The 22676-nt window shown below is 64.6% G+C and carries 25 protein-coding genes; 10 read left to right on the top strand and 15 right to left on the bottom strand.

The window, feature by feature from the left end; genetic code table 11:
• Positions 1-42 precede the first annotated feature (42 nt).
• Positions 43-822, bottom strand: a complete 780-nt coding sequence (locus K0M74_RS18000; RefSeq protein WP_293975631.1) for a transglutaminase family protein — start codon at positions 820-822, stop codon at positions 43-45.
• A gap of 142 nt (positions 823-964) precedes the next feature.
• On the opposite strand from K0M74_RS18000, the gene K0M74_RS17995 reads away from it, so the two are divergent.
• Entirely contained in the window at positions 965-2215 is a 1251-nt protein-coding gene (locus K0M74_RS17995) for a TCR/Tet family MFS transporter (RefSeq protein ID WP_293975629.1), read from the top strand.
• On the opposite strand, the gene K0M74_RS17990 is transcribed toward K0M74_RS17995, so the two are convergent.
• Positions 2188-2949 carry a molybdopterin-binding protein gene (locus K0M74_RS17990; RefSeq protein WP_293975627.1) on the bottom strand — a complete coding sequence of 254 codons (762 nt, stop codon included), beginning with the start codon at positions 2947-2949 and terminating at the stop codon, positions 2188-2190. The genes K0M74_RS17995 and K0M74_RS17990 overlap by 28 nt on opposite strands.
• 104 nt (positions 2950-3053) lie before the next feature.
• On the opposite strand from K0M74_RS17990, the gene K0M74_RS17985 reads away from it, so the two are divergent.
• On the top strand, positions 3054-3689 hold the full coding sequence (locus K0M74_RS17985) for a glutathione S-transferase family protein (protein WP_293975625.1): 636 nt from the start codon (positions 3054-3056) through the stop codon (positions 3687-3689).
• Here the strand turns inward: K0M74_RS17985 and K0M74_RS17980 are convergent.
• Positions 3686-4582 (bottom strand): DUF2785 domain-containing protein, encoded by an 897-nt coding sequence (locus K0M74_RS17980; RefSeq protein ID WP_293975623.1) that lies wholly within the window; start codon positions 4580-4582, stop codon positions 3686-3688. The genes K0M74_RS17985 and K0M74_RS17980 overlap by 4 nt on opposite strands.
• Before the next feature lie 80 nt (positions 4583-4662).
• On the bottom strand, positions 4663-5394 hold the full coding sequence (locus K0M74_RS17975; RefSeq protein WP_088439992.1) for a Bax inhibitor-1/YccA family protein: 732 nt from the start codon (positions 5392-5394) through the stop codon (positions 4663-4665).
• Between the two features lie 139 nt (positions 5395-5533).
• Between K0M74_RS17975 and thpR the strand changes: the two genes are divergently transcribed.
• Positions 5534-6145 carry an RNA 2',3'-cyclic phosphodiesterase gene (gene thpR, locus K0M74_RS17970; RefSeq protein WP_293975621.1) on the top strand — a complete coding sequence of 204 codons (612 nt, stop codon included), beginning with the start codon at positions 5534-5536 and terminating at the stop codon, positions 6143-6145.
• Here thpR and K0M74_RS17965 read toward each other — a convergent pair.
• Positions 6058-6540, bottom strand: a complete 483-nt coding sequence (locus tag K0M74_RS17965; RefSeq protein WP_293975619.1) for a low molecular weight protein-tyrosine-phosphatase — start codon at positions 6538-6540, stop codon at positions 6058-6060. The genes thpR and K0M74_RS17965 overlap by 88 nt on opposite strands.
• 106 nt (positions 6541-6646) lie before the next feature.
• On the opposite strand from K0M74_RS17965, the gene K0M74_RS17960 reads away from it, so the two are divergent.
• Positions 6647-8242 carry an MFS transporter gene (locus K0M74_RS17960; RefSeq protein ID WP_293975617.1) on the top strand — a complete coding sequence of 532 codons (1596 nt, stop codon included), beginning with the start codon at positions 6647-6649 and terminating at the stop codon, positions 8240-8242.
• Between the two features lie 28 nt (positions 8243-8270).
• Here the strand turns inward: K0M74_RS17960 and K0M74_RS17955 are convergent, their stop codons facing one another.
• The 5 genes from K0M74_RS17955 to K0M74_RS17935 all read right to left on the bottom strand — a co-directional run bounded on the left by K0M74_RS17955 (position 8271) and on the right by K0M74_RS17935 (position 11756).
• Positions 8271-8843, bottom strand: coding sequence for a superoxide dismutase family protein (locus K0M74_RS17955; RefSeq protein ID WP_293975615.1), 573 nt, complete (start codon positions 8841-8843; stop codon positions 8271-8273).
• Positions 8844-9113: 270 nt separating this feature from the next.
• Positions 9114-9539, bottom strand: a complete 426-nt coding sequence (locus K0M74_RS17950) for a biopolymer transporter ExbD (protein ID WP_293975613.1) — start codon at positions 9537-9539, stop codon at positions 9114-9116.
• 36 nt (positions 9540-9575) lie between these two features.
• Positions 9576-10097 (bottom strand): biopolymer transporter ExbD, encoded by a 522-nt coding sequence (locus K0M74_RS17945; RefSeq protein ID WP_293975611.1) that lies wholly within the window; start codon positions 10095-10097, stop codon positions 9576-9578.
• Between the two features lie 128 nt (positions 10098-10225).
• Positions 10226-11038 (bottom strand): MotA/TolQ/ExbB proton channel family protein, encoded by an 813-nt coding sequence (locus tag K0M74_RS17940; RefSeq protein WP_188682303.1) that lies wholly within the window; start codon positions 11036-11038, stop codon positions 10226-10228.
• 61 nt (positions 11039-11099) lie between these two features.
• Positions 11100-11756 (bottom strand): energy transducer TonB, encoded by a 657-nt coding sequence (locus K0M74_RS17935; RefSeq protein WP_088439986.1) that lies wholly within the window; start codon positions 11754-11756, stop codon positions 11100-11102.
• Between the two features lie 268 nt (positions 11757-12024).
• Here K0M74_RS17935 and K0M74_RS17930 point away from each other — a divergent pair, with 268 nt between their 5' ends.
• The 3 genes from K0M74_RS17930 (at position 12025) to K0M74_RS17920 (ending at position 15227) form a co-directional block, all read left to right on the top strand.
• Positions 12025-12906: a hypothetical protein gene (locus tag K0M74_RS17930; protein ID WP_293975607.1), complete on the top strand. Its 882-nt coding sequence runs from the start codon at positions 12025-12027 to the stop codon at positions 12904-12906.
• 108 nt (positions 12907-13014) lie between these two features.
• Positions 13015-14334 carry a homoserine dehydrogenase gene (locus K0M74_RS17925; RefSeq protein WP_293975605.1) on the top strand — a complete coding sequence of 440 codons (1320 nt, stop codon included), beginning with the start codon at positions 13015-13017 and terminating at the stop codon, positions 14332-14334.
• 59 nt (positions 14335-14393) lie between these two features.
• On the top strand, positions 14394-15227 hold the full coding sequence (locus tag K0M74_RS17920; protein WP_293975604.1) for a hypothetical protein: 834 nt from the start codon (positions 14394-14396) through the stop codon (positions 15225-15227).
• Here K0M74_RS17920 and K0M74_RS17915 read toward each other — a convergent pair.
• Entirely contained in the window at positions 15224-15610 is a 387-nt protein-coding gene (locus tag K0M74_RS17915; protein WP_293975603.1) for a hypothetical protein, read from the bottom strand. The genes K0M74_RS17920 and K0M74_RS17915 overlap by 4 nt on opposite strands.
• 136 nt (positions 15611-15746) lie before the next feature.
• Between K0M74_RS17915 and glpX the strand changes: the two genes are divergently transcribed.
• Positions 15747-16718: a class II fructose-bisphosphatase gene (gene glpX / locus K0M74_RS17910; protein ID WP_293975602.1), complete on the top strand. Its 972-nt coding sequence runs from the start codon at positions 15747-15749 to the stop codon at positions 16716-16718.
• A 62-nt stretch (positions 16719-16780) separates the two neighbouring features.
• Here the strand turns inward: glpX and K0M74_RS17905 are convergent, their stop codons facing one another.
• Genes K0M74_RS17905 through K0M74_RS17890 form a run of 4 tightly spaced genes read right to left on the bottom strand, consistent with a single transcriptional unit; the run spans position 16781 to position 20721 of the window.
• Complete coding sequence (locus tag K0M74_RS17905; protein ID WP_293975600.1) at positions 16781-18358, bottom strand: carboxylesterase family protein; 1578 nt, start codon at positions 18356-18358, stop codon at positions 16781-16783.
• Entirely contained in the window at positions 18291-19301 is a 1011-nt protein-coding gene (locus K0M74_RS17900; RefSeq protein ID WP_293975598.1) for a sugar kinase, read from the bottom strand. The genes K0M74_RS17905 and K0M74_RS17900 overlap by 68 nt, the downstream gene beginning before the upstream one ends.
• Before the next feature lie 9 nt (positions 19302-19310).
• Positions 19311-20066, bottom strand: coding sequence for a 2-dehydro-3-deoxy-D-gluconate 5-dehydrogenase KduD (gene kduD, locus K0M74_RS17895; protein ID WP_293975596.1), 756 nt, complete (start codon positions 20064-20066; stop codon positions 19311-19313).
• 1 nt (position 20067) lies between these two features.
• Positions 20068-20721: an RpiB/LacA/LacB family sugar-phosphate isomerase gene (locus tag K0M74_RS17890; RefSeq protein ID WP_293975594.1), complete on the bottom strand. Its 654-nt coding sequence runs from the start codon at positions 20719-20721 to the stop codon at positions 20068-20070.
• Between the two features lie 212 nt (positions 20722-20933).
• On the opposite strand from K0M74_RS17890, the gene K0M74_RS17885 reads away from it, so the two are divergent.
• Both K0M74_RS17885 and K0M74_RS17880 read left to right on the top strand, forming a co-directional pair.
• A complete protein-coding gene (locus tag K0M74_RS17885; protein ID WP_293975633.1) occupies positions 20934-21986 on the top strand; it encodes a LacI family DNA-binding transcriptional regulator in 1053 nt (350 codons plus the stop codon).
• A gap of 120 nt (positions 21987-22106) precedes the next feature.
• The coding region (locus K0M74_RS17880; protein ID WP_293975592.1) for an efflux RND transporter periplasmic adaptor subunit at positions 22107-22676 on the top strand (570 nt) is incomplete at its 3' end.

Genomic DNA, 22676 nt, shown 5'->3' with positions numbered 1-22676 from the left:
CCCCCCCCCCCCCCCCCCCCCCCCCCCCCCCCCCGGACCATCTTACGCCACCGCCTCCACCGTCACCCGCTGGTTCAACATCTCGATCTCGCCGTAAGCTGTGAGGAAGCTGATATCGGCGGCGTCGCGGCCCACGGCGATCTTCGCCATCTCGCCCGCTTTCGCCATCCCGGTCGCATCGACCAGATGCCAGGCGCCGCCGAGGAACACTTCGGCCACCGCATGGAAATCCTGCGGTTCGACGCCAAGCGCATAGACGCTGACGATGCGCGCCGGGATTGCCGCGGCGCGCGCCAGGCTGACCAACACATGCGCATAGTCGCGGCACACCCCCTGCCGTTCGACAAAGCTGTCGAGCGCGCCCGTTTCTGCATCGCTCGACCCCGACACATAGGTGAAATGCGTCTCGATCCAGTCGCGCATCCGGCCGATCTTGGCGCCGCCCTCGACATCGCCGAACTCGTCCTGGACGAAGTGGATGAATTTGTTCGCAGGGCAATATCGCGATTCGTTGAGATACTGGACCGTCTCGCCAGGCAGCCGGTGCATCGGCACCTTGTCCAGCGTCCGGTAATCGGTGAGGTCACGCTGGATTTCGACCGTCGTGCGATAGCGCACATTGAGTTCGCCGCCGCGGCGCAGCCAGATGCGGTCGCCGATCATGTCCTGCGCAGGAACGCGCGCAAAATACTCACAATTGCCGACGTCAAGCACGGCGTTGAGGATCAGCTGCTCGGGGATCGCTGCCGCTTCGATATGCAGCATCAGGTCGACCGGATCGCCGAGGCGATAGTCGAGCGCGGCGGTGATTGAGAGTTTCATCGGCTGGTAACGCTCCAAAGCGGGATCGGTGCCGCTAGGGCGATAAAAACCGCGGCACAATCGAATATCTCTGGCGAAAAGCATTGGCGCGGTTCAGCGTCGCCGCGCTATGGGCCGCCAACCCTTTTCGTTGGGATATTTTGTGACCGCATCGCGTACAATTCCCTTTATCGTTGCGACGATCTTTATCGATGCGGTCGGGTTCGGCATCATCATGCCGGTGCTGCCGCAGCTCGTGATGGAAGTTGGTCGCATCGACCTGCCGCACGCGATCGAGGTCGGGGCGTGGATCGGGCTGGTGATGGCCGTCGCGACCTTCCTGGCGTCGCCGGTGCTCGGCAATCTGTCCGACCGCTTCGGGCGGCGGCGGGTGCTGCTGCTGTCGCTCGCGGGGCTGACCATCGACTATGCGCTGCTCACCGTCGTCGGCACGCTGCCATGGCTATTCGTCGCGCGCGCACTGTCGGGGGTGTTCGGCGGCAGCTATGCGGCGGCGCAAGCGGCGATCGCCGACATCACCAAGCCTGAAGAACGCGCGCGCAATTTCGGCTTCGTCGGCGCGGCCTTCGGGATCGGTTTTGTTGCCGGACCCGCGATCGGCGGCTTCCTCGGCGAGATCGGCCCGCGCGCGCCATTCGTCGCCGCAGCGGTCCTTGCCGCCGCCAACATGCTCTATGGCCTGTTCATTTTCCCCGAAACGCTGCCGCCCGAACGCCGTCGCGCCTTCAGCTGGCGGCGCGCCAACCCGCTTGGCGCGCTGCAGACGATGCGCGGCCTGCCCGGAATGGGCGGGGTCGCGAGCGTCCTGACGCTGTGGCAAATCGCCAGCCTCGTCTATCCGATGACGTGGAGTTTCTATTGCATCGCTCAGCTCGGCTGGACCCCGGGGATGATCGGCGCCAGCTTGGCGGCGGTCGGGGTGATGATCGCGCTGGGGCAGACCTTTGTCGTCGGGCCCATGGTCGCGCGCTTTGGCGAACGCGACGCGGCGACGATCGGGATTGCGATCGCGGTCGCCAATTATGTCGGTTTTGCGTTTGTCACATCAACCTGGGGCGCCTTCCTGCTGCTCCTGCCGATCGCCTTGCAGGCACCCGTGCAGCCATCGCTGAACGCGCTGATGTCGCGGCGGGCCACCGCCGAAACGCAGGGCGAGGTGCAGGGAATTTCGGCGATGGCGATGGGACTGGGCCAGCTCGTGGCGCCGATCGTGCTAACCGGCACCATGGCCTATTTTACCGCGGCCAAGGCGCCGGTGCATTTTCCGGGCGCAGCGTTCATTGTGTCGGCGCTGTTTGGCCTGTTCGCGATCCTGATGCTGCGCCGCCTGCCACGGGTGACACGGACCAGCGACGACGCGCCCGATCAGATGCCACCGTCGGTTACCGCATAGCCTGCGGTCTCAAGTCCCGCTGTGAGCATTGCGACGCAGGCGGCGACGTCGGCGGCCGACGTCGACCGGATCACAAAATTGGCGCCGACCTTGCCGTCGCGAAAAAAGGGGTAGCTGCCGATCACGACGCCCGGATGCTCCTTTTCGCCTTGGCGCAGCAAGTCGGCGACCTCGCTTTCGGGTGACCAGGCGCCGATCGTGTGGGCGATCAGCGGCGCACCACCTTCGAGCTGACCGGTCAGCGCGTCGAGCATACCCGCCGTGATGTGCGGCACCCCGGCCATCACGAACAGATTGCCGATGCGGATCCCCGGCGCGCCCGACATGCGGTTGGGGATCAGCTCTGCACCGTCGGGGGTGCGCGCCATGCGTAGCCGCGCTTCGGTCAGTTCGATCCCGCGCCCGCTGTAATAGCGTTCGAGGATCGCGCGTGCTTCAGGATGGACGATCACGCCGACACCCAGCGCCTTCGCCACCGCATCGACGGTGATGTCATCGTGGGTCGGGCCGATGCCGCCGGTGGTGAACACATAGTCGTAGCGCGCGCGCACCGCGTTCAGCGCGTCGACGATCTCGTCCTCGATATCGGGGACAACGCGCACTTCGCGCAGGCGGATACCCTGGACATCGAGCCAGATCGCGATCTGTGCGATATTCTTGTCCTGGGTGCGGCCCGAGAGAATCTCGTCGCCGATCACCAGCACGGCGGCTGTCCAGATGCGTTCGTCGCTCATCGCCTTGCCTTAGCCGGACGCCGTGACAAAACAAGTCCGGTGGACCTGCAACTTTGTTCTTGTTATGTTCATATACGACTCGCAATGCACAAGGGAGAGCCGCGATGGCCGACGCACTGATTCTCTATACCAACCCGATGTCGCGCGGACAGATTGTCCGCTGGATGCTCGAAGAGGTCGGCGCCCCTTATGAGCCGCGCATCCTCGATTATGGCACGACGATGAAGGACGCCGCCTATCTGGCGGTCAATCCGATGGGCAAGGTTCCGGCGATTGTTCATGGCGGCAAGATTGTGACCGAATGCGCGGCAATCTGCGCCTATCTGGCCGATGCCTTCCCCGATGCCGGGCTCGCGCCCGCCCCCGCCGATCGCGCCGATTATTACCGCTGGCTGTTCTTCACCGCGGGGCCGGTCGAACAGGCGATCACCGCCAAGCATTTTGGTATCGAACCCGATACCGACCAGCAGCGGTCGGCGGGCTTCGGCTCGCTACCTGCCGCGCTCGACGCGCTCGAGACTGCGGTCGCAGGCAAGGCGTTCGTCGCGGGCGACTGCTTCAGTGCCGCCGATGTCTATGTCGGCAGCCAGATCGACTGGGGCCTGCAGTTCGGCACGATCGCGTCGCGTCCGGCGTTTGAAGCCTATGTCGCGCCGCTGCGCGAACGAGCGGCGTACAAGCGGGCCAAGGAGATCGACAATGCCCTGATTGCCGAGATGCAGGCGGCAAATCCTGCCTAAGGCAGTGCTTTGAGCAATCCGGCGGCGAGCGGCGCAAGCCGCCGGGCCTGCGGATCCTGCGATTCGCTCGCTGCGACATACACGGCGTCGCCAAAGGCGCTGCTGTTGTGGACCGCCGCCAACCCTTCCACGCCGGCGTAGGGTGCTTTCCAGCGCGGGGTATCTCCCGGATGCAGCGCCTGGAACCATGTCACCCACGCCGCATCGTCGATGTCGGGGCGTTTTGCGAGGAACAGCAACGGCCTCGCCAGCCGCCGGGCCTCGCCATGCACATAGAAATGCGACCCCGCTGGCGCGACCTGCACGGCGATCGCGCCCAGCAACAGGTCGGCATCAGCGCGCGTCAGCCGCGGGTTGAGCGACAGCTGCATCAACAGGTCGGCGCCATGCGCGACGCCATGCCGCCAGCCCTCCCCCGCGACGAAACCGCGATAATCGGTCACCCCGCGCAGGTAGGTCGCGCCGGTCTCGGCCAGATCGTGAAGTTCGGCATCGGTCAGAAAGGGCTCAACGCGGTCGGCGCGCGCGATCTCCGACAGCGCCAGCACGGCGAAAGGGCGACGAAAGCCTGCCATGTCGTCGGGTGCGGCAAGGATTGTAGTCAGTTTCTCAGTCGCATAGCGGAGCCGGTCCGGCTTCAGATGCTTGCCGCGCAGCCCCTGCGCCCACAGTGCAAACGCGAAATCGTCGCGGACAGCGGGGTCGGGGTCGCCAAGGCATGCGATCAACGAGTCGATCGCGGCATCGTCCGCGGCAGCAAAATAGCGCCCGGCAAAGACTTTGAGATCGCGATCGGCGGGCTGCTCGACTGCGCATTCTGCGCGTTCCTTTGCTGCCCCTGGCATCGCCACCAGCATCGCCGCCGCAACAACCGCGCTCCATATGGCTTTCATCGCCGCCCCCTCCCCCTCAGAAAGAAAGAGCCCGGCGAATCGCTTCGCCGGGCTCCTTTGTTTCGCGTCTGTCCGTCCGCTTATTCGCGGCTACCCAGAATATTGAGCAGGAAGGTGAACATGTTGACGAAGTCGAGGTAGAGCGTCAGCGCGCCCATCACCACTGACTTGCCGACAAAGTCGGTCCCGCGGACATAAAAATACATGCTCTTGATCTTCTGCGTGTCATAGGCGGTGAGGCCTGCAAATATCAGCACGCCGATGACGCTGATCGCCATCGCCATCGCGCCCGACTGGAACACGAAGGTGTTGAGCAGCATCGCGACGATCAGGCCGACAACGCCCATGATCAGGAAGGTGCCGAAACCCGACAGATCCTTCTTGGTCGTGTAGCCATAGAGGCTGAGACCCAGAAAAGCTGCCGCCGTCGCGAAGAAAGTCTGCGCGATCGAGGTGCTGGTAAAGGCCAGGAAGATTGTCGACATCGACAGGCCCATCACCGCGGCATAGACCCAGAACAGGACTTGCGCGGCAGCCGTCGACAGCTTGTTGATACCAAAGCTGAGCACCAGCACGAACGCCAGCGGCGCCAGCATCACCACCCACATCAGGGGGGTGCCGACCATCGAAGCGGTAAAGCCCGACTGAAACGCCAGCATCGCGACGATGCCGGTCAGCAGCACGCCCGAGCCCATATAATTGTAAACCGACAGCATGTACGACCGCAGGCCGGCATCCACGGCCTGGTCCATTGCATTCGCGCCGGCCCCAAAACCGGAAGCCGCCATATTGGGGTCGTTCCAATTCGCCATTGTCATTACTCCATCACCGGTCAGCCCATACCGACCGTAGAGGGCAATATCGTGATTTTTCTGTCCGCTTTCAAGCGAAACCGGAAATCGCGCAACTTTGGGTGGTTACTCGGTGGCAAATGCTTATGTTCGCCGCGCCATGTCGAGCCATCGCCTGTTCGTCGCGCTGCGGCCACCGCAACCGATCCGGGCGCTGTTGCGCGCCGCGATGCACGGTATTTCGGCGGCGCGGTGGCAGGATGACGACCAGCTCCACCTGACGCTGCGCTTCATCGGCGAAGTCGATCGGCACCGTGCCGAGGATATTGCCGCTGCATTGGGGGCGCTCCACGCTCCCGCGATCAGCGCGCGGATCGCGGGGGTCGGGCTATTCGACCGCAGGGACACCCCGCATACGGTGTGGGCAGGGGTCGAGCCGCTGGCGCCAATCGCGGCGCTGAAGCGCAAGGTCGATCAATCGCTCGCGCGCGTCGGAGTTGAGAGCGAAACGCGCGCCTTTGTGCCGCATATCACGCTGGCGCGGCTGAACCGATCGGCGGGGCCGGTCGTACCCTTCCTGACGCTGCACAGCGATCTGGCGAGCGCATCCTTCGCCTTTGATCACGTCATCCTGTACGAAAGCGAGATGGGGCATGGCGGCTCGCGCTATCATCCGGTCTCACGCTATCCGCTCGACCTTTCGGCGACGAGCGCCGCGGCGACCGCACTGACATCGGCCCAGGTTTCGGCAAAGCCGTCGTCGGCGCCATAATAGGGATCGGTCACGCTCTCACCGCGGCGGCCCGGCACCAGGTCGAGCATCAGTCGCAGGCGCGCCGTCGCGTCGGGCGGTGCGAGCGCGCGCGCCTCGCGCAGATTGTTCGCATCGGCGGCGAGGATCAGGTCGTAGCGGTAGAAATCTTCGGTGGCCAATTGCCGACCGCGCAGGTCCGAAATGTCCGTGCCGCGGCGCCGCGCTTCGGCCTGCGCGCGGCGGTCGGGCGGGCGGCCGACATGCCAGTCGCCGGTCCCCGCCGAATCGAGCGTGGCTGAGATTCCCGCATTGGCGAAGGCGACGCGCGCCGCCGCTTCAGCGAGTGGCGAGCGACAGATGTTGCCGAGGCAAAGGAACAGGATCGCGGGGCCATCAGGTCTGTATGAGCGCATCCTGGTCCTTTCGCGGCGAAGTTGAACCGACTTTCAACTTGCGCCATTTATCGGCTCTGCTAGCCATGCGTCATAACAGATAGTGGGTCAGGGAGAGGGTTGCCAGATGGCCGAGACCGCCAGCGAAACCAACGCGGCCGCAGCGCCGGAATTTCACGAGCCCAAGGCGACCGGTTACAGCTGGTACGTGCTGTCGGTGCTGGTCGTCGTCTATATCCTGAATTTCATCGACCGGCAGATCCTGAGCATCCTGGCGGTCGACATCAAGGCCGATCTGGGGCTGACCGACGCCGATATGGGCTTCCTCGGCGGCGCCGCCTTTGCGGTCTTCTACGCGCTGTTCGGCATCCCGCTGGGGCGGCTGGCCGATAATTGGAGCCGGGTTAAATTGCTGTCGATCGGCCTTGCCCTCTGGTCGACGATGACCGCCTTGTCGGGTTTTGCGCGCGACCAGATGACGCTGACCTTTGCCCGCATGGGGGTCGGTGTCGGCGAAGCGACCGCGAGCCCGACTGCCTATTCGCTGATCTCCGACTATTTTCCCAAAAAGCAGCGCGCGACGGCGCTCGCGATCTATTCGTCGGGGCTTTACATCGGAGGAGGCGTGTCGCTGTTCATCGGTGCGTTAATCGTCAAGGCGTGGAACGAAGCCTATCCCGGCGGCGGCCCGCTTGATCTGGTCGGCTGGCAGGCGGCGTTCCTGGCGGTCGGCATTCCCGGCCTGCTCGTCGCGCTATGGGTGGCGACACTGCGCGAACCCGTGCGCGGCGCGATGGACGGCGTGGCGAGCCCGAGTTCGCCCGCGCCCTTCCGTCAGTTTGCGCAGGATCTGTCGACGATCGTCCCGCCGTTCACGCTCATTGGCGCCTGGCAGCGCGGCCCCGCGGCGCTGGCGATCAATATCGGCTTTGCCGCCGCGATCGCCGCCTTTGCCTGGTGGATGATCGAATTGACCGGCAATCTGCCGCAATGGTCGGCGGTTGGGCTGGGCTACTATGCCGTCTTTTCCTGGGCCTGCACGCTGCGCGCGCGCGATACCGCGACCTTCCGGCTGATCTGGGGAACCCCGGCGTTTATCTGCACGACTTTGGGCTATGGACTGGTTGCACTCGCCGCCTATGCCCTCGCTTTCTGGTCGGCGCCCTATGCCGAAATCGTGCTGGGGCTGCCCAAGCAGGAGCTGGCGTTCTGGCTGGGCGCCAACGGCGCGATCAGCGGCTTTATCGGAGTGATCATCGGCGGCCGGATCGCCGATGCCTTGCGCGCGAAGAACCCGGCGGGACGGATCCTGATGATCATCTTTGGCGTCGTTGCGCCGATTGTTCCGATCTGGATCGGCTATACGACCGACAATACGAGCCTGTTCTATGTGATGAACTTCCTTGCCGGGATGTTCGGCGCGACCGCCCTCGGCGCTGCTGCCGCGACGACGCAGGATCTGGTGCTGCCGCGGATGCGCGGGACAGCAACCGCCGCCTTCTTCCTGGGCACGACCTTGGTCGGGCTGTCGTTCGGCCCCTATATGGTCGGGCAGATTTCGGATCTGGCGGGGACAATCGTCGGCGGCAAGCCCGTCGGCGACCTGCGCACTGGCATTTTGTCGCTGATCGGGGTGGCGCCGATCGCGCTGATCCTTCTGCTCTATGCCTATCGCGCGGTGCCGCAGGCTGAAGCGACGATCGTCGAACGCGCCGCGGCTTGACCCGCGCCGTCGCTTGACCGGCGGGTGACTAGCCCGCGGAGGCAGCCATAATCACGCCGCAGGCGATGCGGTCACCACTGTTGCCGCTGGGGTCGGTCTTCATGTCGTCGGGACCGGCATGAATCACGAACGCGGCGCCGTCGGCGTCAAGCATCGCGCCGTCACCCATCAGGCGGGTGCCGACCAGTTGCAGCGTTGCGCGGCCGATGGTGTCGGGTTCGACGACCAGATTGGGCAGATCGCCATGGTGCGCGCCCATCGGGTTCTCGCGGCCATGCTGTGCCCCGGTCGGGTTCCAGTGCGGGCCGGCAGTGGTGAATTTCGGGGCATCGCATAGGCCGGTGGCGTGGACATGCATGCCATAGGTACCGGCACCAAAGCCCCGCGCGACGAGTTCGAGCCGCAGCCCGCTGCCGTCCTTGAAAATGTCGACGCGCCCGCGGTCGGCGCCGCGCGCATCGACCAGATTGGCATAGGCGTCGGGGACCGGCAGCTTGGAGGTCGGCGTCTTGCCCATATTGGCGCAGCCCGCGAGCGCCAGCGCGCCGATCAGTGTGGCGGCCGGGATCGACCAGGTTTTCACATTTGGTGGCTTGATCATATTCTGCTCCCCAAGTGGCGGTTCGGACGTAGAACGCCGTAGCGGCGATCTCGATCCCTTCGCGGATGACGATGCCCTTATTCGCGGCGAGTTCCAAGCTTGTATGGTAGGTTTGGCGTGCGACGCGGGCGTAACCGATCCTCCCCGGAACGGGGAGGATCGCTCTTGGCAACAACTGGTCGCCAGCCGTCAACCGCGCACCTTCAATAGAAAAGGGCCGCGAATTGCTTCGCGGCCCTACCTATTCTGCCGAACGGCTCCGATTAAATATCAGAAGACGCGGGCATATTGTTCGTTACCGACGAAGCCCAGCTTGCCGACGCCGCTGCGCTTGATCACCGCCAACACATTGTCGACGACGATATAGCGCGCATAGGGATCGGGCTGGACCTGCAACTCGGGTTCGACCGGCAGCGCCTTGGTCTGTTCCAGATATTGCGCCAGCTGCGCCAGATCGATCGGCGCGCCGTTCCAGGTGATCGTCCCGGCGGGATCAATCATCACCTTGTTCTTTTCGGGATCGACATTGCTTTGGCTGTCGGTCGGTACCGGCAGGTCGATCTTTACCGCATGGGTCTGGACCGGGATGGTGATGATGAACATGATGAGGAGCACGAGCATGACGTCGATCAACGGCGTCGTGTTCATGTCCATCATCGGTTCACTGTCGTCCCGTTCTCCGACTGACATCGACATAGGGTTATTCCTTCATTCGTAAAGCGGCCGGCACCCTTACAGGCGGCTGACCGTGCCCGACCCAGCAGCAGGTTCGGAAATGAACCCGATCTTCTGGAAACCGGCATATTGCATCGTATAGATCACGCCGCCAATGCACTGGTACGGGGTCGCAACGTCACCGCGGATATGCACTTCGGGGAAATTATCCTCGGTGATATTCTCGACGCCGCCGATATCCTCGATCAGCTGTTCCAGTTTGTTCTGCCCGCGTTCCAGCAACTGTTTGGAATCGACCGGGGTCTGGCCCCAATAGACTTCGCAAGCAGTGCTTTCCGGATTGGGCAGTCCGTCGCCATCGGTATCCGCCGAGCGGACCGACAACAGCACATTTTCAGGTTTCGTCGTCGTCACCTCGAACGCCACGTCGGGAAGCTCGAGGTTCACCGTCTCCAGCACCACGGGAACCGTGATGAGGAAGATGATGAGCAGCACGAGCATGATATCCACGAGCGGGGTCGTGTTGATCTCGGACATCGGGGCATCTTCGCCCCCCTTGTCACCTACACTCATCGACATAGGATCAGTATCCTGTCACTAAAATTCATGTCACGGACATCGGGCTTGCAGGCCGCATAGCCACACTCGCCCTGTCCAGTGGATTCCGCCCCCGCCTTCCGGCGCAGGGCGGAAATCCCCAAATCGCCTCAGGCCTTCTTCGGCGCAGCGGCCGGAGCGGCAGCCTTCGGAGCCGGACCGGTCATGACCGGCTTCACCTGGCCATTCGACATGATCGAACCGAGAATATCGTTCGAGAAGGTCGACAGGCGGCGGGCGATCGACTTGTTGCGGCTCTGCAGCCAGTTGAACGCAAGCACCGCGGGGACCGCCACGATCAGACCGATGGCGGTCATGATCAGCGCTTCACCGACCGGTCCGGCGACGGTGTCGATCGACGCCTGACCCGACGCACCGATTTTCACGAGGGCGCGCAGAATACCGATAACGGTACCGAACAGCCCGACGAACGGAGCGGTCGAACCGACGGTCGCGAGGAAGGAAAGACCACCATTCAGCTTCGAGTTGATGTGGTTCTGCGAACGCTCGAGCGTGCCGTGCATCCAGTCATGCGCTTCGACGGGGTCGGTCAGCTTGTTATGCTCTTCGTTGGCGCGCAGGCCGTCTTCGACAACCTGACGATAGGCGCTGTTCTTTTCCAGCTTCGCTGCGCCTTCGGCCAGCGTCGGCGCGCGCCAGAAATTGGCATCGACCGCCTTGCCCTGGTTCATCACCTTGTTCTGTTCGAACAGCTTGGTGAACAGGATGTAGAGCGTGCCGATGAACATGATCAGCAGCACAAGAAAGGTCAGCTGGCCGACGATGCCGCCGTCGCACAGCGCCGGGATCATGCCGTAGGGGCTGGCGCCTTCTTCCTTCACGCACAGCGCCGCAGGCATCAGGGTGAGGCCGACGTCGTGGGCCGGTGCCGCCGCAGCGGCATTTGCGATCAGATTAAACATAATGGATATTCCCTCTCAAGAAATTCGGTAAAATTCGAATGATCGGCGATCACACGCTGAATCAGCGCGGGATCTGCCAACGGATACGATTGCTGTAGGTGCCGCCCTGCGGGTTACCCGCGCGATCCTTGCCCGGGTTGAACCGGCCACGACGCGTGATAAGTTTGCAGGTTTCGGCATCAAGATCGGCATGACCGCTCGACGAGGTCACGTCGCACGACGTAATCCGGCCATCGGCGCCATAGGTAACGCGGAAACCCGTCGTTCCTTCACGCTCTTCGCGCATGGCGCGCGCCGGATAGTCGTCGTTCGTTGCCCAGCGACCCGGGTTGCCGCGCGGCGAACCGGCGGCACTCAGATCGGGCGTCGGCGGCGGAGCCGGCGGTGCCGGCGGCACATAAATAGCCGGCGGCGGCGACGGCGGCGGTTCGCGGACCGACTGGATCTGCGGCGCAGAAACCGGCGGCGGGAACGGCGACGGCGGCGTCACGACCGGGGGCGGCGGCGGCAGGACATTGTCCGGCGGCGGCGGCGGCGGCGGTTCTTCCGGCGGCGGCGGTTCTTCGACGTCCACCACATCCAATTTTTCGGCAATCGTCTTGACGATGCTGATGTTCAGGCCATTGACGAGGCCGTAGCCCATCATCGCCGTCAAAAAGCCCACCAAGACGATCGAGACCACCCTGCTTTTAGGGTCGACATTATCACCATAAGCCATTCAGGGACGACGCTCCTTGCTAGATCATCCTGACACCAATTCCCACCCGACGGGTCCAGTTGCCAAATGCCCGGATGATTTCCGATGCGTTCCACAGACCCGGCGGAGCTTCGTACGGCTTGTTATGTTTTTGCCGGACGTTTCGCCGCCCGTCCTATCGCGGTGGCGGCAAGTTCGCAAACCCTTTATCAGGGGTTAATGTGCCATGTCCCATGATGGGGACCAACGCACCGCCACCGGTGTCAACAACGATGGAAAGTAATCGACCATGCGCGTGTATCATTCGGCGGCGATCGCCGGACTTTTGGCCCTGACCCCCGGATTATCTGGCGTTTCCGCGATGCAGGCGGCGGCACCTACGACGGCAGCGAGCCCGTACAGCTATGCCGACATCGCCGATCTTGCCGCCGCTGCACCGATGGCGCTACATGCCCGAATTCACAGCGCGGTGGTGCTCAAACCGGCGCAGGCGCCCGGCGTCGCTGCGGGCCACAGCCGATTCTATGTCGAAGCAGACGTCGTCAGCCTGATTCGCGGGTCGGGACCGCTGGCATCGCGGATCGCCTATCTGGTAGACCTGCCGCTCGATGCCCGTGGCAAGCCGCCAAAGCTGAAAAAGAAACAGCCGGTCCTGCTCTTTGCCCGGGCCGTCGCGGGCGCGGCGGCGGGCAGCAGCAGCACCGGCAGCGTCCGACTGGTCGCCCCCGACGCGCAGCTTCCGTGGGACGCAGCGACTGAGGCGCAGTTGCGCGCGGTGCTGACCGAACTGGTCAAACCCGGCGCCCCACCCGCGATCACCGGCATCGCCAACGGCTTCCACGTCCCCGGCACATTGCCTGGCGAGGGCGAGACGCAATTGTTCCTCAACACCAGCACCGGCGAGCCGGTGTCCCTGACCATATTGACCGCCGCCGACGGGTCGCGGCGCTGGGCCGCGGCGTTTGGCGAAATCGTCGACGGATCGGCGGCGGTGCCGGCGCGCAATACGCTCGCCTGGTACCGACTTGCTTGCGGGCTGCCACGCCAGTTGCCGCTCAGCAAGCTGGCAGGAACCGCGCCCGAAGATCGCCGCAAGGCGGCGTCGGACTATGGCATCGTGCTGGGCGCACTCGGCGAATGCTCCCGCACGCGCAAGCCGCCAGTCGGATAAAGATCAGCTTCGCCGCGCCAAAAGCGCGCCGGGGTTGTTTCCATGGCAAAAGCCGATAGGGCGCTCGCACCGGCGGGGCGTGGCTCCGCGCCTTATACGGAGTCCCGCATGTCGCCCCATCCCGCCCCGACCGCTCCCCGCCCGCCGCTGCGTGTGGCGCTTGCGGGAATCGGAGTTGTCGGGGGCGGCGTCGTGCGGCTGCTGGAAACCAACCGCGATCTGATCGCGCGCCGCGCCGGGCGCGCGATCGAGATCGTCGCGGTGTCGGCGCGCGACCGGCACAAGGACCGCGGCATCGACCTGTCGCGCTATCGCTGGGAAGACGACATGGACGCGCTGATCGCGGCGGACGATGTCGATGTCGTCGTCGAGATGATCGGCGGCGCCGATGGATCGGCGCTGACGCTGGCGCGCCATACGCTCGGCGCGGGCAAGGCGCTGGTCACCGCGAACAAGGCGATGATCGCGCATCACGGGCTGGATCTCGCGCGACTCGCCGAAGAAACGGACACGCCGCTGAAATATGAAGCCGCAGTCGCCGGCGGCATCCCGGTGATCAAGGCGATCCGCGAGGGTGCGTCGGCGAACGAGATTGCGCGCGTTTACGGCATCCTCAACGGCACCTGCAATTACATCCTGACGCAAATGGAGCGAAATGGCGCGAGCTTTGCCGATGCGCTCGCCGCGGCGCAGGCCGAGGGTTATGCCGAGGCCGACCCGACCTTCGACGTCGACGGCATCGACGCCGCGCACAAGCTGTCGATCCTGGCCGCGCTCTGCTTCGGTACAAGGCTCGACATCGGGGCGGTCGCCGCCGACGGCATCCGCGGCCTGATCGCCGCCGATATTCGCGAGGCCGAGGCGCTGGGGCACCGCGTCCGTCTGATCGGCATGGCCGAACGGAACGGAGATGGCCTGTACCAGCATGTCCAGCCGTGCCTGGTCCCCGCCGACCATCCGCTCGCTTATGTCCCAGGCGCACTGAACGCGGTGGTCACCGAGGGCAATTTTGTCGGGCGGCTGTTTTTCGAGGGCGCGGGCGCGGGCGCGGGACCGACGGCGTCGGCGATCGTTGCTGACATTATCGACATCGCGCGCGACGAATATGGCCCCGCCTTTGCGATGCCGGTCGATTCGCTCGACGCCGCGCCGGTCGCCGACGCGGGCGCGCGTATTGGTAAACATTATGTCCGCCTGATCGTCGAGGATCGCATCGGCGTGCTCGCCGAAATCGCGGCCGCGATGCGCGATGCCGAGGTGTCGATCGAAAGCTTCATCCAGCGCGGCACCGACGAGGAGGACGGCGTCGTCATCGTGCTGGTCACCCACGCAGGCCCGGCGCGCGCGATCCATGCGGCGCTGGCGATCCTGGCGGGGTCGGACCATGTCGTCGGCGCGCCGATGCTGATGCCGATACTGGCGCTTTAAACCCTTTTGATATTGCTGCGCGCCTTGTTACCCCGTTGACCGGGAAACGGGGAGCAAAGATGGACATCAATATCCGGCGCGGACTGGCCGACGCGTGGGTACTGGCGGCAGGGCATCGCAATATGCTGGCGGCCTATGTCGCGCTGGGCGTGGTCGTGCCATTTCTGTTGCTCGCGAGCGAGCCGATTTTCAGCCTGCGCACGGTCATGGCGATCCAGTCCGATCCATGGTCGTACCGGATCGGCGGATCGTTCACCGGGCCGCTTTATCTGCTCGCAATCGTCGCGGTGATCGTCGCGGGGGCGATGCAGGCGGCATGGAACGGGCTTTTCGCCGAGATGCGCGAAGGTTATTTGGCCGAGATCATGTTCGGCATGGTTGCCGGTTTCGCTTACCTGATCGCCAATCTGATCCTAGCCATCGGTTTCGGGTTACTCGCCGCCGCCCCCCTGTTTCTGCTGGGACCTGCAGCCGTCGTCAGTGGTAGCGATCCGCTCACGATCGCCATGGCAGTCTCTCGGCTGCTCGTTACTTTGGTCGGCAGCTGGGTCGCGGCGCGCTTTTGTCTGGCGGGCGCGATCATGGGCAGCCGCGGCAGCCTGGAACCGGTGTCGGCGTTCGTCGAATCGTGGCGCCGCACCCGGACGGCACAAGTCAGGCTGTTCGGCTTTTACCTCCTCTATGGCCTGCCCTATGGCATTGCCGCGGCGGCGCTGATCGTCGTGCACGGCGCATTCATCCTGAACAATGCCCCCGGCAGTTTTGCCGAAACAATGATGAGCCTTGGCTGGATTCTGTTGTTCGCGCTCTATTTCCTCGGCCAGATCCTGATCCCTGCCGGCTTCTATCGAACGAGCGAGCCTGCCGCGACGGCAAGTGAGATCTTCAACTAAAGCTCGGGTTCGGGCGGCGGCTGGCCGGTCTCGGGATTGGTCGCGCGCTTTGCCTGTTCGTAAAGTGCGTTATATTCGGGGCCGGTCTTCATCCGGCCGCCGATCGACATCCAGTTATAGGGCAGTGTGTCGAGACTCATCGCCTTCGCCTCGGCGCGCGGCAGCTTGGGCGGCGCTTCACGGCCCTCCTGCGCGATCGCGCGCAATTCAGGGGTCAGTCGGTGGCGTTCGGTATCGGTGCCGCACACATTGATCGACCCGTCATCGGCGGGCTTGCAGCGGCGGATCGGGTCGACCAGCTCTTTAGCATTGGCCGCCGCGGCTTCGGCATTGCGCGGCGGCGGCGGCGCGGGCGGACCCTGAACCTGTGCTTGTCCGGTCACGGCGATGACGCACGATAGCAGGGTAACGGCTCCGATTCGGGTGAAGCGTCCTCGACAAGCAGTGCGACCGGCCATATGGCGCGCACCATGCCCGACCGGGGCGGCAAGGCAAGACCAAAGACGGAGATCAGCGGACATGACGACCAGCGGCAGCAACCTCGACCGGGTGCTCGTACTCGAAATGGTGCGCGTCACCGAAGCCGCGGCGATCGCCGCCGCCAAGTTGATCGGGCGCGGCGACGAGAAAGCCGCCGACGCTGCCGCGGTCGAAGCGATGCGCACCGCGTTCAATACGTTATATATGGACGGCACCATCGTCATCGGCGAGGGCGAACGCGACGAAGCGCCGATGCTGTATATCGGTGAAAAGGTCGGCAGCGCGCCGGGCAAGGGTCCGAAAATCGACATCGCGGTCGACCCGCTGGAAGGCACGACGATCACCGCCAAGGCCGGCCCTAACGCGCTCGCGGTGCTGGCGATCGCCGAAGAAGGCTGCCTGCTCAACGCCCCCGACGTCTATATGGACAAGCTGGCGGTCGGGCCCGGATATTCGCCGAACATCGTCAATTTCGACAACAGCATCCGCCAGAATGTCGAAGCCGTCGCCAAGGAAAAGGGCTGCACCGCAGCCGACGTGATGGTGTGCGTGCTCGACCGCCCGCGCCACGAAGCGATGATCGCCGAGCTGCGCGCACTTGGCTGCGGCGTCGCGCTGATCCCCGACGGCGACGTTGCCGGGGTGATCGCGACGACCAATCCCGACACCAATGTCGACATTTATATGGGCAGCGGCGGCGCGCCCGAAGGCGTGCTGGCGGCGGCCGCGTTGCGCTGCGTCGGGGGCCAGTTCAAGGGCCGGTTGCTGTTCCGCAACGACGACGAGCGCAAGCGCGCGGCGAAATGGGGGGTCGAGGATCTCGACCGTGTCTATGACCTGGAAGATCTGGCCAAAGGCGACGTGATCTTTGCCGCCACCGGGGTCACCGACGGATCGCTGCTGCGCGGCGTCAAGCACCGCCGCGACGGGGTGATGACCACCGAAACCGTCGTGATGCGCGCTTCGTCAGGCACGGTGCGCTGGGTGAAGGGCGAGCATCGGGCCAGCTGACGGTCTCGATCAAATCCGCTGACCCGCTTACCCCCCAAAAGCGCGATAGGGCGTCGATCCGGTCAGCTCCCGGGCTGGATGTACGGCACCCGCGCGAACAGTTCGCGCTCCCACCGGCGGGGATCTGGTTCGACCCGGCTCTCGGTATCGAAGATCATCGTCTGGCGATGTTTCAAGTCATAAGCGGGCCAGCCCGGAATGCCGGTGCGGGCAAAGCGGACGAACGCGTCCATCACCCGCTCACTCATCGCCTGCTGCGCAGGGGTCGGGTCGGGGATGGTGCCAAAGCTGAGCCCGATATCGTCGGTGTGTTTCGCATCCTCGAAATCGAGCTGATAGACGAACGCGGGGACGCCTGCCCGCGCGCGTGCCTCGGCCTCCTCGACCTGACCGCGCCAGCTGCGCGCGGCGGTGACAATGCGGTGGAACAGGTCAAGCAGTGCGGCCTTGGGATAACGCGCTCGGAACTGGCCCACGACCCATTCGGGATGCGCGTCGATGCGCATTTCGGGCGCAATGCGGGCGGCGAGATTGTCGAAGCTCAGCCCCGCGAGCTGCTTGCTTTCGGGCGCGTAGAAGGCGCGCGTTTCCAGCGCCGTGTTGCCGAGCATCATCGGGATGCCCTGCGACTGCGGCGCCGCATCGGGCCAGAAGGGGTGGCGGGCCAGATGCGTCATGTCGAGCACCGGCCCCATATAGACGCCGCCGCCAAGGATCGGGTCGGTTGCCGAGAGCGCCGCGACGAGTTGCTCGACGGGCGCGGTCGCGGGATCGACGCCGTCGCCTAGCTTCGCAAGGAACGCTTCGGCGCGCCTGGTTGCGTTGAGCGGCCCCGAGGCGGTGACCTGTTGCCCGCTCATCGTGATCGCCTTGTGGAACAAGCCTTTCGCCGCGGGCATCGCCATCAGCGTCGCGATCTTGGCGCCGCCGCCCGACTGGCCAAACACGGTGACATTGGCGGGATCGCCGCCGAACGCCGCAATGTTACGCTGCACCCATTGCAGCGCGGCGATAAGGTCAAGCTGTCCGGCATTGCCGCTGTCGGAATAGCGCGGATCGAGCCGCGCGAGATAGAGATAGCCGAGCGCGTTCAGCCGGTGATTCACCGTCACCACCACAACATCGCCGCGCGCAGCAAGCATCGTTCCATCGTTGATCGGATCGGTGACGCTGCCGGTCGAATAGGCGCCGCCGTGGAAATAGACCATCACCGGGCGCTTTCTCTGTTCCTCGATGTCGGGCGTCCAGACATTGAGGAACAGGCAGTCCTCTGCTTGTGGCTGATAGCGGTTGCCGCTCTGCGGACAGGCTGGGCCGAAACTGTCGCCTTTCAACTGCTCAGCCGTGGTCACCGCAACCGGCGCCGCAAAGCGCGCCGCGCGCGCGTAGCGGATCCCGGTGAAGGCCCACGCCGACCCATCGCCAATGCTTCGCCGCACGCTCGATCGATAGCAGCCGTCCCGGGCCTCGACCCCGCCAACATGGTGGGTCGGTGTAAAAATCTCGGCCTTAGCGACCAGTGGCATCAGCAGCGACGCCGTGCCTGCGGCGAGCAGGCTACGCCGCGTCAGCCTATCGCCGAACATCGAGCCCACCGCCGTGGAAGGCGTCAATGTCACCTTGCCCAAAGCGGCTCGCATCGCCGGGCAGCGAATGTTTGAGCGCGGTCAGTGCAAGCCCCGATTCGGCCATCGCCTTCGCATCATCGCCCGCGAGATGCGCGTGGAGCACCCCGGCGGCGAAGGCATCCCCGGCGCCGATGCGGTCGACGATATCAGTGACGTCGATCTCGTCGGTCTGGTGACCGCCACCGCGCAAATCGACGCGCGCCGCGATGCGGTGATGATCGGCGGTGACGGTGTGCCGCGCAGTCGAGGCGATCAGCTTCAGGTCCGGGAAAGCGGCAAAACCCGCTTCGGCCGCCTCGCGGCGGCGATCCGCGCCTTCGCCGCTGAATTCCTGGCCCAATACCAGCGACAGGTCGCGGTGGTTGCCGAACAAGATGTCGGCCAGGCCGATCAGCTCGGACAGCACTGCACGCGGGTCGCTGTCCCATGCCTCCCACAGCATGGCGCGGTAATTGCCGTCGAAGCTGACCGGCACGCCGAGCCGCTTGGCCGTGCGCGCAGCCGTCAACGCCGCGTCAGCCGAGCGCGGCCCGAGCGCAGGGGTGATCCCTGACAGGTGGAGCAGGCGAGCGTCGCCGAGTAGCCCATCCCAGTCATAATCCTCCGCACCGGTCGCTGCAAAACTCGACCCGGCGCGGTCATAGACGATTTCGGACGATCGCAGACCCGCGCCGACGCTGAGGAAATAGAGCCCCATGCGGCCTCGGGCGCTGGTGACAGCGCTGCAATCAACGCCCGCACCGCGCACCGCCGCCACCGCCCCGCGCCCCAGCGCATTGGCGGGGATTTTACTGACCATCGCGCAATCATGGCCGAGATGCGCAAGGCCGATCGCGACATTCGCCTCGGCGCCGCCGACGTGAAGCGCCAGCGAGGGCGACTGCATCAACAACTCGTTGCCCGGTGCGGTCAGGCGGATGAGCAATTCGCCGAAAAAGACTAAGCGTCCGCTCATTGCGCGATGCTAGCGCGCGAGCCAGCCGCCGTCGACGGCGAGGATATGGCCCTGGACATAATCCGACGCGCTTGACGCCAGGAACACGGCCGCACCGCCGAGGTCGCCGGGATCGCCCCAGCGCCCTGCCGGGATACGCTCCATGATCTGGCGATTGCGCGTCTCGTCACCTTGCAGCGCCGCAGTATTGTTCGTCGCAATATAGCCCGGCGCGATCGCGTTGACCTGAATGCCTTTCGCCGCCCATTCATTGGCGAGCAACTTGGTCAGCCCCCCGACGCCCGATTTCGACGCGGTATAGCTCGGCACGCGGATACCGCCCTGAAAGGTCAGCATCGAGGCGATGTTGATGATCTTGCCGCTCCCGCGCGCAATCATGTGGCGCCCCACGCTTTGGCAGAGGAAGAACAAGGTCTTGAGATTGGTATCCATCACCGCGTCCCAATCCTCTTCGGTGAAATCGACCGCATCGGCGCGGCGGATAATCCCGGCATTGTTGACGAGGATGTCGATGCGCCCGAACTCGGCGAGCACCGCATCGACTAGCGGCTGCACCGCACCGACGCTCGACAGGTCGGCGGCGAAATTCTCGCCCTTGCGGCCCAGCTCGCGCACCTTGCCGACAGTCTCGTCCGCCGCCGAACGCCCCGCCGCAGCAATGTCGGCGCCGGCTTCGGCGAGCGCGATCGCAATCCCCTGCCCGATGCCGGTGTTGGCGCCGGTGACCAGCGCGACCTTGCCTGAGAGATCAAACAGCCCGGCCATGTCAGGCGAGCGCCCGCTCCGCCGACAGGCTCTTCAGATAGGTGCTGATCGCATCGTCCTGCGAATTGGCGTAGAAATACTCCGCGAACTTCTCGCCCGCGATCGCCGCGCGCAGCAGATCCTGATCAACCGTCTTCAGCACGGTCAGCATGTCGTGGCACGACGCGGCCTTGAGATCTTTCAGGATGCCGCGGTTCGTCCGCATGATTTCGGCGCGCTCCTTGGGGTAACCCAGACCGCGTTCGCCGTCGAACAGCTTGCGATAGACATCCTGCAGGTTGAGCTCCGCGGCCCAGCCGAAGCCCTTCGCATAGGGCATCGAAATGGCGTTGCCGTCATTGATCTGGCCGAACAGGAACGCATCGGTGGGATCGATCACCAGACCGCAGAAAACGCCGGGCATCGCGTTGCAGGCCAGCATCGAACCCATGCCCGTGCCGCAACCGGTCACGACGAAATCGGCCGCCTTTGCGTTGAGCAGGATGCCGGCAAGCAGGCCGTTCATGATGTAGGTCAGCGACGCTGTGTCGTCGGCCGAGTACATGCCATAATTGAACACGTCATGGCCCAGCGGCTCGGCGACCGTGGTCAACGCTTCGTGGATGATGCTGTTCTTGGCGGCCTGGCTGTTTTCGGTGATCAGCGCGATCTTCATGATGCGGTTCCTTTGCTGGATTTTGCGACAAGCTAATCATTTTGGTAACCGGTGTCAATATTGATGCCAATGGTATTGCGAGGCTGACCTAGACACCGGTATCCGTTTTCGGCAGACGGCGGTTTGTCGCGGTTGATTTCGCCACGCCGAGCGCCCATCACTCCGGGCGAATGGCGGGACAGCAGCCCGAACCCGCAGAGGATTGGACGCATATGGCGGCACAGAAAAAGGGCACAGGCGGCAAACAGCCGACGATCAACGATGTCGCCGCGCTCGCCGGGGTATCGAAAAAGACCGTCAGCCGCGTCATCAACCGCTCCGAATTCCTGACCGAAAAGACGCGCAAGGCCGTCGAGCAGGCGATCGAAACACTGGGGTTCGTCCCCAACCCGCAGGCGCGCGCGCTGGCGTTCCGGCGCAACTTCCTGATCGCGCTGCTCCACGATAATCCCAATGCCCAGACGGTGCTGAACTTTCAGCAAGGCGTGCTCGACGCGATCAAGGACAGCGACCTCGCGCTGCTCGTCCGCCCGGTCGATCGCGGATCGGACCGAATGCTCGACGACGTGCGCACTTTTCTGGAAAAGCAGCGGCCGATCGGCGCGCTGCTCTTGCCGCCAATCTCTGAAAACGACGACCTTGCGGCGCTCTGCGAAGACCTGGGCGTGCGCTATGTCCGCGTCGGATCGGCGCCGCTCGACGATGCCAAGCATTGCGTGTCATCGAACGACCGTGAGGTGGTTGCGGAGGCGGTGCGCGCGCTGATCGCGCTCGGGCATCGCCGCATCGGTTTTGTGCGCGGCCCGCAGGGCTTCCGCTCCGCCGCCGAGCGCGAAAAGGGCTTTATGGAAGCGCTGGCCGAGGCGGGGCTCGACCTGCCCGCCGCCTATAACGCGCCGGGCAATTATCGCTACACCGCCGGGATCGAAGCGGGCGAGGCGTTGCTGTCGCTGTCCTTGCCACCGACCGCAATCTTCTGTTCGAACGACGAAATGGCCGCAGGCGTGATGAGCGTCGCGCATGCCAAGTGCATCGATGTGCCTGGGGCGCTGTCGATCATCGGCTTCGACGACAGTCCCACCGCCACCCACATCTGGCCTGCACTGAGCACCGTGCGCTGGCCGATCCGTGAAATGGGGGTGCGCGCCGCGAAGACGCTCGTCCCCGACTTTTTGCCGCTTGCCGGCAAGGTTGACGAGAGCGACAGCGGAGTGCTGAACTCAACCTTCATTCAGCGCCAGTCGGTCTCCTCGCCGCAACGATAGGCGGCGTCGCCACGCCGCGGAAAATTGTCGTAATTTGTCGCAAATCCCGCATTGCGCTTGCATGCGACAAATCAATCGGTTGAATAGGCCCGATTCCTCCCCTTCCCCCAAAGAACCGCTATGAGAATGACCCTTATGCTGGAGACAAGGTCGCTGTTGCTGGCCGGAGCATTATGCGCCGCGACCTTGTCGCTCGGCGCGTGCTCGGGGCAAGAAGACGAGAGCAAGAACGGCCGCGGCGCGCCGCAGGTCGGCTTTGTCGTGGTGCAGGTCGAGCCGGTGCCGGTCACCACGTCGCTCGGCGGGCGCACCGTCGCCTTTGAAACGAGCGAAGTCCGACCGCAGGTTAATGGCCTGATCCGCCGCCGCCTGTTCACCGAAGGCGGATTCGTGCGCGCCGGTCAGCCGCTCTACCAGATCGATGCCAGCCTCTATCAGGCCGCGGTCGAGCAGGCCGCCGCCAACCTTGCCAGTGCCCGCGCTAGCGCGCAAGCGGCCGACGAGCGCGTCCGTCGCTTCGCCCCGCTCGCCAAGATGCAGGCGATTGCCGAGCAGGATTATACCGACGCGCTCGCCGAGGCGCGCGTCGCGCGCGCCGCGGTCGCCCACGACAAAGACGCGCGTGAGACTGCGCGCATTAAGCTGCGCGATTGGACGATTACAGCGCCGATCAGCGGCCGCATCGGCCGC

Origin of the sequence: Sphingopyxis sp. (assembly GCF_019459305.1) — a bacterium.
Taxonomy (GTDB): domain Bacteria; phylum Pseudomonadota; class Alphaproteobacteria; order Sphingomonadales; family Sphingomonadaceae; genus Sphingopyxis.
The sequence above is the reverse complement of the archived record's forward strand: the minus strand, read 5'-3'. Positions and strand labels throughout refer to the sequence as shown.

Coding starts and splice junctions, on each gene's coding strand:
- K0M74_RS18000 (WP_293975631.1), bottom strand. CDS start 822: ATGAAACTCTCAATCACCGCCGCGCTCGACTATCGCCTCGGCGATCCG.
- K0M74_RS17990 (WP_293975627.1), bottom strand. CDS start 2,949: ATGAGCGACGAACGCATCTGGACAGCCGCCGTGCTGGTGATCGGCGAC.
- K0M74_RS17985 (WP_293975625.1), top strand. CDS start 3,054: ATGGCCGACGCACTGATTCTCTATACCAACCCGATGTCGCGCGGACAG.
- K0M74_RS17980 (WP_293975623.1), bottom strand. CDS start 4,582: ATGAAAGCCATATGGAGCGCGGTTGTTGCGGCGGCGATGCTGGTGGCG.
- K0M74_RS17975 (WP_088439992.1), bottom strand. CDS start 5,394: ATGGCGAATTGGAACGACCCCAATATGGCGGCTTCCGGTTTTGGGGCC.
- thpR (WP_293975621.1), top strand. CDS start 5,534: ATGTCGAGCCATCGCCTGTTCGTCGCGCTGCGGCCACCGCAACCGATC.
- K0M74_RS17965 (WP_293975619.1), bottom strand. CDS start 6,540: ATGCGCTCATACAGACCTGATGGCCCCGCGATCCTGTTCCTTTGCCTC.
- K0M74_RS17960 (WP_293975617.1), top strand. CDS start 6,647: ATGGCCGAGACCGCCAGCGAAACCAACGCGGCCGCAGCGCCGGAATTT.
- K0M74_RS17955 (WP_293975615.1), bottom strand. CDS start 8,843: ATGATCAAGCCACCAAATGTGAAAACCTGGTCGATCCCGGCCGCCACA.
- K0M74_RS17950 (WP_293975613.1), bottom strand. CDS start 9,539: ATGTCGATGTCAGTCGGAGAACGGGACGACAGTGAACCGATGATGGAC.
- K0M74_RS17945 (WP_293975611.1), bottom strand. CDS start 10,097: ATGTCGATGAGTGTAGGTGACAAGGGGGGCGAAGATGCCCCGATGTCC.
- K0M74_RS17940 (WP_188682303.1), bottom strand. CDS start 11,038: ATGTTTAATCTGATCGCAAATGCCGCTGCGGCGGCACCGGCCCACGAC.
- K0M74_RS17935 (WP_088439986.1), bottom strand. CDS start 11,756: ATGGCTTATGGTGATAATGTCGACCCTAAAAGCAGGGTGGTCTCGATC.
- K0M74_RS17930 (WP_293975607.1), top strand. CDS start 12,025: ATGCGCGTGTATCATTCGGCGGCGATCGCCGGACTTTTGGCCCTGACC.
- K0M74_RS17925 (WP_293975605.1), top strand. CDS start 13,015: ATGTCGCCCCATCCCGCCCCGACCGCTCCCCGCCCGCCGCTGCGTGTG.
- K0M74_RS17920 (WP_293975604.1), top strand. CDS start 14,394: ATGGACATCAATATCCGGCGCGGACTGGCCGACGCGTGGGTACTGGCG.
- glpX (WP_293975602.1), top strand. CDS start 15,747: ATGACGACCAGCGGCAGCAACCTCGACCGGGTGCTCGTACTCGAAATG.
- K0M74_RS17905 (WP_293975600.1), bottom strand. CDS start 18,358: ATGCGAGCCGCTTTGGGCAAGGTGACATTGACGCCTTCCACGGCGGTG.
- K0M74_RS17900 (WP_293975598.1), bottom strand. CDS start 19,301: ATGAGCGGACGCTTAGTCTTTTTCGGCGAATTGCTCATCCGCCTGACC.
- kduD (WP_293975596.1), bottom strand. CDS start 20,066: ATGGCCGGGCTGTTTGATCTCTCAGGCAAGGTCGCGCTGGTCACCGGC.
- K0M74_RS17890 (WP_293975594.1), bottom strand. CDS start 20,721: ATGAAGATCGCGCTGATCACCGAAAACAGCCAGGCCGCCAAGAACAGC.
- K0M74_RS17885 (WP_293975633.1), top strand. CDS start 20,934: ATGGCGGCACAGAAAAAGGGCACAGGCGGCAAACAGCCGACGATCAAC.